Origin of the sequence: Serratia sp. root2 (assembly GCF_031931805.1) — a bacterium.
In the GTDB taxonomy this organism is placed as follows: Bacteria; Pseudomonadota; Gammaproteobacteria; order Enterobacterales; family Enterobacteriaceae; genus Serratia; species Serratia inhibens.
Map to the genome: position 1 here is coordinate 164,358 of NZ_JAUJXB010000006.1, position 15,061 is coordinate 179,418.

The 15,061-nt window shown below is 58.9% G+C and carries 15 protein-coding genes; 8 read left to right on the forward strand and 7 right to left on the reverse strand.

The annotated features are described in order from the left end of the window. Position 1: 1 nt before the first annotated feature. From QZQ97_RS21585 to QZQ97_RS21595, 3 genes are read left to right on the forward strand one after another with little or no spacing between them, the layout of a single operon-like run. Positions 2-955, forward strand: a complete 954-nt coding sequence (locus QZQ97_RS21585) for an ABC transporter permease (protein ID WP_311995104.1) — start codon at positions 2-4, stop codon at positions 953-955. Positions 956-968: 13 nt separating this feature from the next. Continuing rightward, positions 969-2,606: an FGGY-family carbohydrate kinase gene (locus tag QZQ97_RS21590; protein ID WP_311995105.1), complete on the forward strand. Its 1,638-nt coding sequence runs from the start codon at positions 969-971 to the stop codon at positions 2,604-2,606. Further along, a complete protein-coding gene (locus tag QZQ97_RS21595) occupies positions 2,606-3,205 on the forward strand; it encodes a KpsF/GutQ family sugar-phosphate isomerase (protein ID WP_311995106.1) in 600 nt (199 codons plus the stop codon). The genes QZQ97_RS21590 and QZQ97_RS21595 overlap by 1 nt, the downstream gene beginning before the upstream one ends. A gap of 36 nt (positions 3,206-3,241) precedes the next feature. On the opposite strand, the gene rsmJ is transcribed toward QZQ97_RS21595, so the two are convergent. From rsmJ to QZQ97_RS21615, 4 genes are all read right to left on the reverse strand, one after another. Then, the gene (rsmJ, locus tag QZQ97_RS21600; protein ID WP_311995107.1) at positions 3,242-3,988 is read right to left on the reverse strand and encodes a 16S rRNA (guanine(1516)-N(2))-methyltransferase RsmJ; all 747 of its coding nucleotides are present in this window, start codon (positions 3,986-3,988) and stop codon (positions 3,242-3,244) included. Positions 3,989-3,995: 7 nt separating this feature from the next. Beyond that, positions 3,996-6,038 (reverse strand): oligopeptidase A, encoded by a 2,043-nt coding sequence (gene prlC, locus QZQ97_RS21605; protein WP_311995108.1) that lies wholly within the window; start codon positions 6,036-6,038, stop codon positions 3,996-3,998. A 120-nt stretch (positions 6,039-6,158) separates the two neighbouring features. Next, the gene (locus tag QZQ97_RS21610) at positions 6,159-6,620 is read right to left on the reverse strand and encodes an HIT family protein (protein WP_311995109.1); all 462 of its coding nucleotides are present in this window, start codon (positions 6,618-6,620) and stop codon (positions 6,159-6,161) included. Positions 6,621-6,636: 16 nt separating this feature from the next. Next, complete coding sequence (locus tag QZQ97_RS21615) at positions 6,637-7,041, reverse strand: ASCH domain-containing protein (protein WP_311995110.1); 405 nt, start codon at positions 7,039-7,041, stop codon at positions 6,637-6,639. Positions 7,042-7,176: 135 nt separating this feature from the next. Between QZQ97_RS21615 and QZQ97_RS21620 the strand changes: the two genes are divergently transcribed. Next, positions 7,177-8,019, forward strand: a complete 843-nt coding sequence (locus QZQ97_RS21620) for a 23S rRNA (adenine(2030)-N(6))-methyltransferase RlmJ (RefSeq protein ID WP_311995111.1) — start codon at positions 7,177-7,179, stop codon at positions 8,017-8,019. A 129-nt stretch (positions 8,020-8,148) separates the two neighbouring features. Further along, positions 8,149-9,501: a glutathione-disulfide reductase gene (gorA, locus tag QZQ97_RS21625; RefSeq protein WP_311995112.1), complete on the forward strand. Its 1,353-nt coding sequence runs from the start codon at positions 8,149-8,151 to the stop codon at positions 9,499-9,501. A 93-nt stretch (positions 9,502-9,594) separates the two neighbouring features. On the opposite strand, the gene QZQ97_RS21630 is transcribed toward gorA, so the two are convergent. Both QZQ97_RS21630 and QZQ97_RS21635 read right to left on the reverse strand, forming a co-directional pair. After that, positions 9,595-10,167, reverse strand: coding sequence for a DinB family protein (locus QZQ97_RS21630; protein ID WP_311995113.1), 573 nt, complete (start codon positions 10,165-10,167; stop codon positions 9,595-9,597). A gap of 129 nt (positions 10,168-10,296) precedes the next feature. Then, positions 10,297-11,043, reverse strand: a complete 747-nt coding sequence (locus tag QZQ97_RS21635; RefSeq protein ID WP_041417244.1) for a helix-turn-helix transcriptional regulator — start codon at positions 11,041-11,043, stop codon at positions 10,297-10,299. A gap of 91 nt (positions 11,044-11,134) precedes the next feature. On the opposite strand from QZQ97_RS21635, the gene QZQ97_RS21640 reads away from it, so the two are divergent. The 3 genes from QZQ97_RS21640 (at position 11,135) to QZQ97_RS21650 (ending at position 14,219) form a co-directional block, all read left to right on the forward strand. Then, a complete protein-coding gene (locus QZQ97_RS21640; RefSeq protein ID WP_311995114.1) occupies positions 11,135-11,782 on the forward strand; it encodes a hypothetical protein in 648 nt (215 codons plus the stop codon). A 161-nt stretch (positions 11,783-11,943) separates the two neighbouring features. Beyond that, positions 11,944-12,438 carry a molybdopterin-dependent oxidoreductase gene (locus QZQ97_RS21645; protein ID WP_311995115.1) on the forward strand — a complete coding sequence of 165 codons (495 nt, stop codon included), beginning with the start codon at positions 11,944-11,946 and terminating at the stop codon, positions 12,436-12,438. Beyond that, complete coding sequence (locus tag QZQ97_RS21650) at positions 12,435-14,219, forward strand: ATP-binding response regulator (RefSeq protein ID WP_311995116.1); 1,785 nt, start codon at positions 12,435-12,437, stop codon at positions 14,217-14,219. The genes QZQ97_RS21645 and QZQ97_RS21650 overlap by 4 nt, the downstream gene beginning before the upstream one ends. Here QZQ97_RS21650 and QZQ97_RS21655 read toward each other — a convergent pair. After that, positions 14,209-15,060: a helix-turn-helix domain-containing protein gene (locus QZQ97_RS21655; RefSeq protein ID WP_311995117.1), complete on the reverse strand. Its 852-nt coding sequence runs from the start codon at positions 15,058-15,060 to the stop codon at positions 14,209-14,211. The genes QZQ97_RS21650 and QZQ97_RS21655 overlap by 11 nt on opposite strands. Between the last annotated feature and the right edge of the window lies 1 nt (position 15,061).

Consider the following 15,061-nt stretch of genomic DNA (forward strand, 5'->3'; position numbering starts at 1 on the left):
CATGAATTCGTTAACCCGTCTGATCCCGAACGATCGGATCATCCGCCTGCAAAGTGCGATCATCATCGCCGTGGCGCTGCTGTTTGCCGGGCTGCTCGGATCGCGTTTCTTCAGCGTCGGCAACTTCCAGTCGATCGCCTCGCAGCTGCCGATCCTCGGCATGCTGGCGCTCGGAATGGGCATTACCATGCTGACCGGCGGCATTAATCTGTCGATTATCGCCGGTGCCAACGCCTGCTCGCTGGTGATGGCGGCAATTATCGTCAGCCATCCGGATCAACCGCTGTTTTTAGCGCTGGCACTGCTGGCCGGGCTGCTGGTCGCGGTCGCCATCGGCGCGCTTAACGGCGTGCTGATCGCCTGGATCGGCGTTTCGCCGATTCTGGCCTCGCTCGGCACCATGACGCTGATCACCGGCCTGAATATCCTGCTGTCCAACGGCGCGGTGATCTCCGGCTTTCCGGCAGTGATTCAGTACCTCGGCAACGGCAGCCTGCTCGGCATTCCGGTGGCGCTGCTGCTGTTCCTGCTGGTGGCCGTCGGCCTGTGGCTGCTGCTGGAGCACACTACGCTGGGCCGCAGTTTGTACCTGATCGGCTCCAACGAACAGGCCACCCGTTTTAGCGGGGTGAATACCGCCCGGGTGCAAATTGCGGTGTATATCCTGTCCGCCCTGCTCGGCTGGGGCGCAGCACTGTTGATGATGGCCAAGTTCAACTCGGCCAAGGCGGGTTACGGCGAATCCTACCTGCTGGTGACCATTCTGGCCTCGGTGCTGGGCGGCATTAATCCGGACGGCGGTTTTGGTCGGGTGCTTGGCCTGGTGCTGGCGCTGATCGTGCTGCAAATGCTGGAAAGCGGCCTCAACCTGCTGGGCGTCAGCAGCTATCTGACCATGGCCCTGTGGGGCGGTGTGCTGATCCTGTTTATCGCATTACAGAATCGAAAAGCCTGACTGGAGAAGAACAATGGCGAGTTATTTTATTGGCGTAGATGTAGGCACCGGAAGCGCACGCGCAGGGGTATTCGATCTCAACGGCCGCATGGTCGGGCAGGCCAGCCGGCCCATCGATTTGTACCGCCCGAAGGCGGACTTTGTCGAGCAGTCTTCGGACAATATCTGGCAAGCGGTGTGCAGCGCGGTGCGCGATGCGGTCAACCAGGCCGACATCAACCCGATTCAGGTCAAAGGGCTGGGGTTCGACGCCACCTGTTCGCTGGTGGTGCTGGATAAAGAAGGCCGGCCGCTGACCGTCAGCCCATCCGGCCGTACCGAGCAGAACATCATTGTGTGGATGGATCACCGGGCGATCGTTCAGGCCGAGCGCATCAACGCCACCAAACATCGGGTGCTGGACTTCGTCGGCGGGATCATCTCGCCGGAGATGCAGACCCCCAAAATGCTGTGGCTGAAACAGCATATGCCGACCACCTGGGCCAATGCCGGCTACCTGTTTGACCTGCCGGATTTCCTCACCTGGCGCGCCACCCAGGACGCCACCCGTTCGCTGTGTTCGACGGTGTGCAAATGGACTTACCTCGGCCATGAGCAGCGCTGGGACAAAAGCTATTTCAAACAGATTGGGCTGGAAGACGTGCTGGAACACGACGCCGCCAAGATCGGCAGCGACGTAAAAATGATGGGCGAACCGCTGGGCCACGGCCTGACGCAACGCGCCGCCGGCGAGATGGGCCTGATTGCCGGTACGGCGGTCAGCGTGTCGATCATCGACGCTCATGCCGGCACTCTCGGCACGCTGGGCGCCACCGGTGTTTCCGGTGAAGTGGCGGACTTTAACCGCCGCGTCGCGCTGATCGGCGGCACTTCTACCGGCCATATGGCGATGTCGCGCACCGCGCGCTTTATCGGCGGCGTGTGGGGGCCGTATTACTCGGCAATTCTGCCGGAATACTGGCTGAACGAAGGCGGCCAGTCCGCTACCGGCGCGCTGATTGACCATGTGATCCAGTCTCATCCGTGCTATCAGGATCTGCTGGCGCAGGCGAAAACCCAGGGGCAGACCATCTATGAGGTGTTGAACGCCCTGCTGCGCCGCATGGCCGGCGAACCGGAAGACATCGCCTTCCTGACCCAGGATATTCACATGCTGCCGTATTTCCACGGCAACCGTTCGCCGCGCGCCAACCCGACGCTGACCGGCACCCTGACCGGGCTGAAGCTGTCGCGTACCCCGGAGGACATGGCGCTGCATTATCTGGCGACCATCCAGGCGATCGCGCTCGGCACTCGCCATATTATCGAAACCATGAACCAAAGCGGCTACAGCATCGACACCATTATGGCCAGCGGGGGCGGCACCAAGAACCCGATCTTCGTGCAGGAGCACGCCAACGCCACCGGCTGCGCCATGCTGCTGCCGGAAGAAAGCGAAGCGATGCTGCTGGGCGGCGCGATGATGGGTACCGTGGCGGCGGGCGTGTTCGACACGCTGCCGGAAGCGATGAGCGCCATGAGCCGCATAGGTAAAACCGTCACGCCGCAGACCAACAAAATCAAAAGCTATTACGACCGCAAATACCGCGTGTTCCATGAGCTGTATAACGACCATATGAAATACCGCCGGCTGATGCAGGAGGAAGCCTGATGCAGCAGGAATGGCAGCGTGCGGCGGAGGCCTGGGCCGTCTATAGCCGCGAACTGGCGCAACTCAGCCAACGCATCGACGCCCCCACCTGGCAACGGCTGCTGACGCTGCTGGCGGCGTGCAAGGGCAAGATTGTGGTCACCGGCGTCGGCACCTCCGGCATCGCGGCGCGCAAGATTGCCCATATGCTGGCCTGCGTGGAACGGCCGGCCATCTACCTGAACGCCACCGACGCGGCGCACGGCGATTTGGGCTTTCTGCGCGGCGATGATCTGATGATTCTGATTTCGCGCGGCGGCAATTCCGATGAGCTGACCCGCCTGCTGCCGACGCTGCAGGCTAAAGGCGTGCCCTTGATTGGCGTGACGGAGAACCCGGATTCGGCGATCGCTCATGCGGCGCAGCTGGTGATCCGCACCGGGGTGGAAAACGAGATAGATCCGCTTAATATGCTGGCAACTACGTCTATCGTGCTGGTATTGGCGATTTTCGATGCCGCCTGTGCCTGCCTGATGGAACGCAGCGGCTACAGCAAAGAAACCCTGCTGGCGGTACATCCGGGCGGTGACGTGGGGAAAAGCCTGCGCGAGCAGGAATAACAGCGGGGCGAAGATGTTCGCCCCCTGGGAATAAGCTTACAGCGGCATATAGATATCGAAGCGGTGACTTTTGGTCAGGCTGGCCGCGTGCGCAGGCACGTTGGCCAACGGCGGAGCGTAATCCGGCCGCTTCACCACCACGCGTTTGGTCGCCAGGCGGCGCGCCGGCTCCAGCAGGCCGTCGGCATCGTCATCGCTGCCCACCAGCGACTGAAACACCCGCATCTCTTTCTTCACCAGCGCGCTTTTTTGCTTGTGCGGATACATCGGATCGAGATACACCACTTCAGGCCGTGGATTGAGGCCGGTCAGCGCGGTCAGGCTGGAGGCGTGCAGCAGCGTCAAACGCTCACGCAGCCACGGGCCGATTTCCGCATCCTGATAGCCGCGTTGCAGGCCGTCATCCAACAGCGCCGCCACCACCGGGTTGCGCTCCAGCATCCGCACCTTGCAGCCCAGCGAAGCCAGCACAAAGGCGTCACGCCCCAGCCCGGCCGTCGCATCCACCACCTCCGGCAGGTAATTGCCCTTGATGCCGACCGCTTTCGCCACCGCCTCACCGCGCCCGCCGCCGAAACGGCGCCGATGCGCCAGCGTGCCGGAAACGAAATCGACGTAAATCGCGCCCAGTTTGGGCTCGTCGCGTTTGCGCAGCTCCAGCCGCTCCGGCGTCAGCACCAACGCCATCGGCGCGTCGTCGTCCGACGTTAACTGCCAGCGTTCCGCCAGAATAGACAAGGCGCCGGGATCGGCGCCTTCTTCACACAATAAACACACGCTCACCGGTGGGTTATCCTTTAATACCGTAATGGCGCAGCATAGCATCCAGCTGCGGCTCACGGCCACGGAAGCGTTTGAACAGTTCCATCGGCTCTTCCGAACCGCCGCGCGACAGGATGTTGTCGAGGAAGGATTTGCCGGTTTCGGCATTGAAAATCCCCTCTTCTTCAAAGCGCGAGTAGGCATCGGCAGACAGCACTTCCGCCCACAGATAGCTGTAATACCCCGCCGCGTAACCGCCGGCAAAGATATGGCTGAAAGCATGCGGGAAGCGGCCCCAGCTCGGTGAAGGCACCACAGCCACCATTTTCTTCACTTCCGCCAGCGTCGGCAGGATTTGCGCACCTTTTTCCGGGCTGTACTCGGCGTGCATGCGGAAATCGAACAGGCCGAACTCCAGCTGACGCAGGATAAACAGCGCCGCCTGGTAGTTTTTGGCCGCCAGCAGCTTGTCGAGCATCTCTTTCGGCAGCGGCTCGCCGCTCTGATAATGGCCGGAGATAAAGGCCAGCGCTTCCGGCTCCCAGCACCAGTTTTCCATAAACTGGCTCGGCAGCTCGACCGCATCCCACGGCACGCCGCTGATGCCGGAGACGCCGGCGGTATCGATTTGGGTCAGCATATGGTGCAGACCGTGGCCGAACTCGTGGAACAGCGTGGTCACTTCGTTATGGGTGAACAGCGCCGGTTTGTCGCCCAATGGGCGGTTGAAGTTGCAGGTCAGGTAGGCGACCGGTTTTTGCAGCGAGCCGTCGGCCTTGCGCAGGCTGCCGACGCAGTCGTCCATCCAGGCGCCGCCGCGTTTGTTCTCACGCGCGTACAGATCAAGGTAGAAGCTGCCGCGCAGTTCGCCGTCGGCATCGAACAGGTCGAAGAAGCGCACTTCAGGATGCCAGGTATCCACATCCTTGCGTTCTTTGGCGGTGATGCCGTAAATGCGCTTCACCACTTCGAACAGCCCTTCTACCACGCGCTGTTCAGGGAAGTACGGGCGCAGCTGTTCGTCGCTGATGGAGAACAGGTGCTGTTTTTGTTTTTCGCCGTAATAGGTGATGTCCCAGGCTTCCAGCTCATCCACGCCGTAATGCTGTTTGGCGAAGGCGCGCAGCTGCGCCAGCTCTTTCTCGGCCTGCGGGCGGGCGCGCTTGGCCAGATCGCTCAGGAAACCGAGCACCTGCTCCGGGTTTTCCGCCATTTTGGTCGCCAGCGATTTGTCGGCATAGCTGGCGAAGCCCAGCAGTTCGGCCAGTTCGTGGCGCAGAGCCAGCGTTTCCGCCATCACTTCGCTGTTGTCCCATTTGCCGGCGTTCGGCCCCTGATCGGAAGCGCGGGTGGCGAAGGCGCGGTACATTTCTTCGCGCAGCGCGCGGTTGTCGCCGTAGGTCAGCACCGGCAGGTAACTCGGCATATCCAGCGTCAGCAGCCAGCCATCCTGCTCTTTGGCCTGCGCCATCGCCTGGGCCTGTGCCAGCGCGCTTTCCGGCAGGCCGCTCAGTTCGGCTTCGTCGGTAATCAGTTTGCTCCAGCCCATGGTCGCATCGAGCACATTGTTGCTGTAGGTGGAACCCAGCTCGGACAGGCGCGCGACGATCTCGCCGTAGCGCCGCTGTTTTTCCGGCGACAGGCCAATACCCGACAGTTCGAAATCACGCAGCGCGTTTTCCACCGACTTGCGCTGTGGCGCGGTCAGTCGGTCGAACGCTTCGCCCTCTTTCAGGCTGCGATAGGCCTGATACAGCCCCTCATGCTGGCCCACCCAGGTGCCGTATTCAGACAGCAGCGGCAGCGCCTGCTCGTAGGCGGCGCGCAGCTCCGGGCTGTTTTTGACCGAATTCAAATGCCCGACCGGCGACCAGATGCGCGACAGGCGATCGTCCGACTCCGCCAGCGGCTGACACAGGTTATCCCAGGTGAACGGCCCCGGCTGCGCAACCACGCGCTCTACCGCTGCGCGGCAATCGGCCAGGGCGGATTGCACCGCAGGCACGATATCTTCAGGGCGAATGGCGGAAAACGGCGGCAGGGAAAACGGTGTCAGCAACGGATTTGTCATAGGGCAGTCCTGATTAGCGTTGGGGCCCGCCGCAGCGGGCAGGCCTTAAAATGCGGATGAATATCTAACATGGAGCCAAGCAGCGGGAAAATCAATGGCCGGGCGTTGATAGATAGTGCCTTAAGCTGTGCTCTGGCGGATTTTCGCCGCCAGCGCGGCCAGATACCCATCGTCCGCGCGCACGGCATCGTGCGAGGAGAGATAACCTTCGTAACGATCGAAAAATTTGGTCGATTTGGACTCTATCGGCTGCCAGTGATCCAGCCCGGCGGTGCCGTGCATCGGGATCAGTTTGGCATGCACGTGATCGACGCCGAAACCTTCGAACACCATGCCGCAGCGGCCCACGTCGTCAAACGCCCGGTCGAGCAATTGCGCCACCCGCTTGGTCGCCAGCATCAGTTCGCTGAGCGCCGCGTCCGGCAGGGCGAAGGCGTAGCTGTCGAAGTGCGCCTTGGGGATCACCACGCTGAAACCTTCGGTATTCGGGTAAATGGACAGAAACGCCATGTGAGCGTCGTCCTCCCAGATTTTATGGCACGGCACTTTGCCCGCCACCATGTCGCAAAATATGCAGCTCATTTTCTCTCCTTGTGATTCACAGCGTTTCGACCAATTCAAACTCTTCAAACACCAGCCACATATCCGGTGCGAAGCTGCCTTCACGGCTGAAAAAAGCCTGATGCCCCTGCTGCCAGAACGCCAGGCTTTTATCCCCTTCCCCCTCTTTGGCCGCCATCTCGGCGGTGACGTGACAGTAGCGGATCAGCCGCAGGGAGAGCGTTCTGATCACGCAGGCGGGTTCCCCACGCCCATCAAGGATAACGCTATAGTCGCCCACCCTAGGCGACTTCTCTTGCCGGTAGCTGGCATAGGAGCCGCAGGTCGCCGTTTTATCCCCGCTCAGCACCAACTGCAGCAGTTCATTGGCCAATTCGGGCCCATCGCCGAATGCCCAACGCGCAGCGTCGGGGTAGCGGTCCAAAATCGCGTTTTCACTCATCGTTTTATCGCTCCCTTTGATTACCTGCGGCAACGCAGTTCAGTTTTTCCCTGCCAGACAGTTTATACTGTGCAGATTATAAGCCTTCATTATCTTCAGCACGCTCCGCAGGAGCACAAGGAATTACCACCAGCCATGTTAAGTTACCGCCACAGTTTTCACGCCGGCAACCACGCCGACGTGCTCAAGCACACCGTTCAGAGCCTGATCATTGAATCGCTGAAAGAAAAAGACAAACCTTTCCTGTACCTGGATACCCACTCCGGCGCAGGGCGCTATCAGCTGAGCGGTGAGCACGCCGAACGCACCGGGGAATACCTGGAAGGCATCGGTCTGCTGTGGCAACGTGACGATCTGCCGGAAGAGCTGGCGGCTTACATGAGCGTGATACACAACTTTAACCGCACCGACAGGCTGCGTTACTACCCTGGCTCCCCACTGATTGCCCGTCAGTTGCTGCGCCCGCAGGATAAAATCCACCTGACCGAGCTGCACCCGAGCGATTTCCCGCTGCTGCGCAGCGAATTCCAGAAAGATGAACGCGCCAAGGTGCAACGTGCCGACGGCTACCAGCAACTGAAATCCCAGTTGCCGCCACTGTCGCGCCGCGGGTTGATCCTGATGGACCCGCCGTACGAAATGAAAACCGATTATCAGGATGTGATCAAAGGCTTGCAGGAAGGCTATAAACGTTTTGCCACCGGCACTTACGCGCTGTGGTATCCGGTGGTGATGCGCCAGCAGATCAAACGCATGCTCAAAGAGCTGGAAGCCACCGGTATCCGCAATATTCTGCAGATCGAACTGGCGGTAAGACCGGACAGCGATCAGCGCGGCATGACCGCCTCCGGCATGATCGTGATTAACCCGCCGTGGAAGCTGGAACAGCAGATGAAAAACGTGCTGCCGTGGCTGCACAAGACGCTGGTGCCGTCGGGCAATGGCCACCATTTGGTGAACTGGGTGGTGCCGGAATAAGCCCCCCGGGCGCGGCACGCCGCGCCTTCACTCCACCTATCGCAGCCATCGACGCAATCTTTGCGACAAACCCGTATCAGGCGTTAAACTCTTACCCTCTTCGATTCACACAATTCATGGAAATCCCAGATGACCAAACATTACGATTATCTAGCAATTGGCGGCGGCAGCGGCGGCATCGCATCGATCAACCGGGCAGCCATGTATGGCCAGAAATGCGCGCTGATTGAAGCCAAGGAACTGGGCGGCACCTGCGTGAACGTGGGTTGTGTACCGAAAAAAGTCATGTGGCACGCGGCGCAGATCGCCGAAGCCATCCACCTGTATGGCCCCGATTACGGCTTCGATACCACCGTCAACGCCTTTGACTGGAAGAAACTGGTCGCCAACCGCACCGCTTATATCGACCGTATCCATAATTCCTACGACAACGTGTTGGGCAAAAACAAAGTCGACGTGATCAAAGGTTTCGCGCGCTTTATCGACGCCCACACGGTGGAAGTGAACGGCGAGAAGATCACCGCCGACCATATCCTGATCGCCACCGGCGGCCGCCCGAGCCACCCTGATATTCCCGGCGCCGAATACGGTATCGATTCAGACGGCTTCTTCGAGCTGGATGCGATGCCAAAACGCGTTGCGGTCGTCGGCGCGGGCTATATCGCGGTGGAGATCGCCGGCGTGATGAACGCGCTGGGGGCCGAAACCCACCTGTTCGTGCGTAAACACGCGCCGCTGCGTACCTTCGACCCGATGATTGTCGAGACCCTGGTGGAAGTGATGAACACCGAAGGGCCAAGCCTGCACACCGAATCGGTGCCAAAAGCCATCGTCAAGAACGCCGACGGCAGCCTGACGCTGCAATTGGAAAACGGCAAGGAATTCACCGTCGACAGCCTGGTGTGGGCGATTGGCCGCGAACCGGCGACCGATAACCTGAACCTGAGCGTTACCGGGGTGAAAACCAACGAAAATGGCTATATCGACGTCGATAAATACCAGAACACCAACGTAAAAGGCATTTACGCGGTGGGCGACAACACCGGCGCGGTCGAACTGACCCCGGTCGCGGTCGCCGCCGGCCGTCGCCTGTCCGAACGCCTGTTCAACAACAAGCCGGAAGAGCACCTGGATTACAGCAATATCGCCACCGTGGTGTTCAGCCACCCGCCGATCGGCACTATCGGGCTGACCGAGCCGGAAGCTATCGAGAAATTCGGCGCCGACAGCGTGAAAGTGTATAAGTCTTCCTTCACCGCCATGTACAGCGCCGTGACGCAGCACCGCCAACCGTGCCGCATGAAGCTGGTCTGCGTGGGTAAAGAAGAGAAGATTGTCGGCCTGCACGGCATCGGCTTCGGCATGGACGAGATCCTGCAGGGCTTCGCCGTCGCCATCAAGATGGGCGCCACCAAGAAGGACTTCGACAACACCGTGGCGATCCACCCGACCGCAGCGGAAGAGTTCGTTACCATGCGTTGATTTGCCTGCCCGGTGGTCAATACCGCTGGGTAAACGGCAATAAAAAGGTCAGGTGCCTCAGGGCCCTGACCTTTTTTATCGCGATGCCCCCGCTTAACGAGCCTGGTTGAAATGATCCCTGATAAACACCGGCAGGTCGTTTGACGGCGGCGTAAAGGGCACCTGGTACATCATGTCGCCGACAAAACCCCGGTGATAGGTGGCGTGATTCACCAGGTGCAGCACGATTTCCTCTCGCGTCATCACACCCTCGCCCCCACCGACAAATTCGAAATGTACGGCTTTCGCCAGATCCTCGTTTGACCAGCTATCCACCAGGTCGATATACCAACGGTCCATTTCCTGCACCGCCTGCCATAAATCCTCAAACGCCGGCGTATGCTCGGTATTGCGCGCGGTATAACCGTGCTTTTTCCCCTGCAGGTGGTGCCTGAAAATATCGTCCACCACGTAGGTATGGTTTAACGTATGCACCATATTGCCAAACCGCGTCGGGCGCTGTTTCAGGGCTTCGCCCTCCGGCAAGGATCTGACGTTGCTGAACGTCAATGCGTCCGCCCAGGCTTTGTACCGCACCAGCATTTTCAAGGTATTGAGGGCCGAGGCCATCGGTGCAGTCTGAACGGCAGTTTCACTGAGAAGCGAGTTATTCGTCACCACTGACATGCTGTGAACTCCTGATTTCAACATTTTACGTTTTTTAAAAAGCGTTGATTACCCTGCATCAGTCACCTGATTGTGCATTAAAAAAATCAGGTTGCATCAGCACCTGGCTCTTTTATTTTGTCACTGTAATTACATGCCATTTTTTACCGAGCTTGGGGGCACGCCATATTTGGCGGAAAATGCCCGCGAAAAAGCCTCCACGCTGCCAAACCCAACCTGATAGGCCACCTGCTTGACGCTTCGCCCCGACATCAGCGCCTTTCTGCCCAGCGTTAAACGCCATGCCGTGAGATAGGCGCCCGGCGTTTCTCCCACAACCGTGCCGAATCGCTCGATAAAATGGCTGCGCGACATGCCGGCGATCTGCGCCAGCCTTTCAACCGACCATTTGCAGGCCGGCTCGTCATGCATGGCGACCAAACTGCGGTGCAGGGCAGGATGGGCCAGCCCGGCCAACATGCCGGCCTTCACCGCACCGGCGGCAATAGCGCGTCTGATGACCAGCACAATGATGACTTCACATAACCGGTCTTGCACCGACACCGTGCCACAACGGGGGGATTGCGCTTCGCCAATAAACAAGTCGGCAACGCCCTGCAGCGCCGGCGTATCCGCCAGCAAGAAATCCATTCTGTCAGGCAAGGTACCGACCAGCGGGTTCAGCTCGCCGGAAAAGTCGACGCCGGCGCTGACGATGACCGCAAACTCACCTTCCGGCGGCGGCCCGCCGGCGACGTTAAAACGGATATGCGACGCCCCTTCCCCCACCTCACGCGCAGCGACGTAGAGGTTGGCAGAGTCTGTCGGGCCGGAAAGCACCCTGGCTTTCAGATCAAATGCCCTGAGAAAGGCGGCCAGCCGGTCATGCTTGTGCATATTTGTACTATTCATCATGAAATTTGGACATTATCCGTCAGAAAGTACGCTAGTTTGCAGGCAACCGTCAAAACCTCATGGAGCCCCGCACATGCGCATCGCGTTACTGCATACCTTTGAAACCAATATTGCGATATTTACTCAAACCGCGTCCCGGCTCGGCTTGCCTGCAGATTCACTGGCGCATGCCGTTCGCGCCGATCTGCGTGCCGCCGCGGAAGCGGGAGCGCCAGACCTGGAACAACAGGTCTGCGCCGCACTTGAAACACTCGGCCAAACTGCCGATGTGGTGGTGCTGACCTGCTCAACGCTCTCCAGCGCCGCCAGAGCGCTCGCCGCCACCTCGCCAGTCCCGATACTCAGAGCGGACTATGTGCTGGCGCAAAGGGCGCTGCAGGCAAGTGATTCGATTGTGGCCCTGTGCGCCACAGAAACCTCGGCGCTGTATACGCAACGGTTGTTTGAAGAAGCAGGCAAGCGCGCCGCCCAGAGAGTTGAAGCCCGGGTTGTGCCGGGCTGTGGCTTGCAGCTGCAACAGGGTGATACCCAAGCGGCCCTGCGGCTGACCGCATTGGCTGCCGAACAGGCCAGCCAACAAGGGGCAACCGACGTGGTGCTGATGCACCCGTGGATGGAAGGGGCGCTAGCCACGATCGCAATCGACCGGGTTCCCCTGTCCAGCGCCCCGGTTAGCCTGTCGGCCGCATTGAATATTCTCCGGGCCGCCTCAGCCGACTAAACCCGGCACCTATTCCCCTCTCAGACCGGGGTCATGCTCCGGCCTGATTAATTTCACTTCCCTTACTATTCCCTCCGGCACAACCCTGTATTTTCTGCCATGATTTTGCCTGTTAAATTAGCAGGCCTTATGCAGACTTCCGCTACTTCTGGAGAGCACCGATGCTGTTCACTTTTTTTAAAAACGCCGCGTGGGCATTTTTTGCGCTGGTCATCGTTCAATCCAGCGCGCTAAGTTTCACCCTGGAAGTAACGGGCAATATCGAAAATGCCACCGACCCGGCAAAAAAAAGCTATCTGTTTACCGATAAGCAACTGTTGGCAATGCCGGTGCACAGCATCACCACTTCAACCTCCTGGACGCCGCAAAGAAAGTTCGAAGGGGTGGCCGTGGCGGATATTCTGGCACGCGTGGGGGCCAAAGGCAGCACGCTGACGTTTTATGCGCTGAACGATTATTACATCGACGTGCCGCTGTCCGACGTCGAGAAATACAATATAATTTTGGCCTACAAGATGGACGGCGAAATGCTGAAGATCAGAAACTTCGGACCGCTGTTTTTGGTTTATCCAAGGGATGACGCAGGGCCTGAGCTAAATTCTCCGCTCTACAACTCGCGCTTTATCTGGCAAGTGGACAGGATTGTAATTAAATGAAGCTTAAAGGATTTAAAAGCGGCAGCAGGTTGGCGATCCCAGCGATTTTTGCCGCGCTTTTTTTGGTTGCCTCCACGGTAACGCTGTATTACTACAGCGCCACCCTGTCAAAAAAAGGGCTGTATGCCATTGCCGGCACTCAGGAAAATTACTCCTGGTCGATCGCCAAATTCGCCATCAAGCTGGCCGAATTTGAAACCCTGGTCGAACAACAGAAAAACGCGCCTCGGGTGGATAGCGAAGATCTCAGGCTTAAATTTGAAATCCTTTACTCACGCTTTTACGTGCTGGAAACGGTATCCGAATCCACGCAACCGCTGTATGCCGAGCCGGGTTACCCTGAAGTGGTCACCCAAATGCGCCGGCAAATGGATCGGATCGATACGTTGCTGAATAGCCCGGCGATTGACTTCACCCGCATTTCGCAGGCCATGAAGCAAATCAAGCCCTACTCGATTGAGATGGCCAACCTGACCGATCACGCCGAAGTGAAGCAGCGTACCGTCGCCTATGAAGACTATATCGAAAAGCGGCACATCATTTTTTATGGCCTGGTGATCGTCATGTTCTCGGTGATCGCGCTGATTGCCATCACCCTGATTGTGTTGCGCCAGCAGCGCCTGACCATCCGGCAGCAGGCCAAAGCGATTGAGGCGGAGAAAGCCACGCGCAGCAAAAATGCCTTTCTCGGCGCCATCGGCCACGAATTGCGTACCTCGCTGCAAAGCATCATGTCCGCCATTGACGTGTTGGTGAATACTAAAGTGTCGGCCGAACATGCAGACACCTTCCAGCGGCTGGAAACCGCCGCGCAGCAGGTTGAGAGCCAGATGAAGGACCTGACCGATTATGCCCATCTGGACAGCGGCATGATGGAACTGCGCATAGTGCCGTTCGACGCCCAACGGTTGATCGAGGAAACGGCGAATGAAATCACCACGCTGAGCCAAAAAGATCGGGTTACGCTACTGTGCGAGGTTGAGTGCGGCCACCAGCAAATACATTCCGATCCGCTGCGTATCAGGCAGATTATCGTCAACCTGCTGACCAACGCCTACAAATACACCGAAAACGGCACCATCACGCTGCACAGTTGCCTGCGGCGGCAACCTACCGGCAGTTCGCTGATTATCGAGGTCACCGACACCGGTATCGGCATCGAAAAAGAGATGCTCGATCAGATATTCAAGCCCTTTACCCAGCTTGATCAGTCGCACACCCGGCAGTATGGCGGCGTCGGCATGGGGTTGGCGATTGTGCACGGGCTGGTGACGCTGCTCAACGGCACCATTACCGTCTACAGCGAAATCAAAAAAGGCAGCACCTTTATCGTCAGCATCCCTGTCGAGATCGGCGATGAAGAGGAGTCGGGCGCAACACCGACGCAGCACCACGGCCTGGCGCAGAAACAGCAGCATATTCTGGTGGTGGATGACAATAAGTCGGTAAGCGACGCCTTTGCGGCGCTGTTGGACAAGCTGGGTTACCGGCACGAGCTGTGCAACTCGCCTGAACGGGCGCTGCAAAAACTGTTCCGGCGGCCTTACGACGCGCTGCTGCTGGATCTGCAAATGCCCGGCATCGATGGCGCCGCGCTGGCCAAACAGCTGCGCAGCCGCCGCGGCCCCAACCGCCAGGTGCCGATTATCGGCATCAGCGCCTACCCGCCGGAACAACTGTCTGCCGAACAGCGGGCGCTGTTCGATAACTATTTAATGAAGCCGGTGCGGTTGGACGCATTGTCCACCGCGTTGGCTTCGCTGTTCACCGCTAAAGATTAAAGCACCGCAACAAGGCGGCTTCGATGACGTGAAGCCGCACCGGTTTTTCATAGGGGCCGAGCACGTCATAGTCACGCATCGCTTTGGCGATTTCCGACTCGCGCTGATCGGTGCCCAACTGGCCGGTCAGCACCAGCACCGGTGCATCCGGGTTGTCGGAGCTGCGGATGGCTTCGATGCATTTATCCGCCGTTTCCTCGCCGATCAGCCAGTCGACCACATAACCGTCGAACAGGCTTTGTTGCAGCGCCTGGCAAAAACTGCCGACGTCGTAGAATGCCACCGCCGTGAAACCGCGGCCATCGAGGTATTTTGCCAGTTCATCCGCCGCCTGATGCGAATCATCCAGCACCGCAATGCTCAGACGCTCATCATCGGTATGGCTCGGGCGGATCTCGATCAATTCAACCCAAAAGCGTTTACCCAACGGCGCATCGTCCGCACGATAAATATGCCACTGCTGGTCCGGCTTCAGCGCCACGAACTCCGCCTGTCGCCCGGCCGGCAGTTCATCGCCGATATGACCGACGCAGGCAATTTCCGCACCCGCCATAAAAAAGATGGCATCCTGCGCCATAGTTTGCGCCGTCGCCTCTTGTTCGGCACCCATGTCCGCGATAGCCGCCGGCGTTTCGCCCAACGCAGCAGCTACGCTGTTGATCTGTTCCAGCGTCCAGGGGCTTTGCCCTTTCAGTTTTCGATGCGCATGTGAAAAACTCAGATCCAGAATACGGCTAAGCTCTTTTGCATGCTGCCGCTTACCAATGCCGTAATGCAAAAACAGTTCCCTGACCCGGTTTGCAATCGACAACGAATCGAATTTGTGGTGATTGTTATCCATT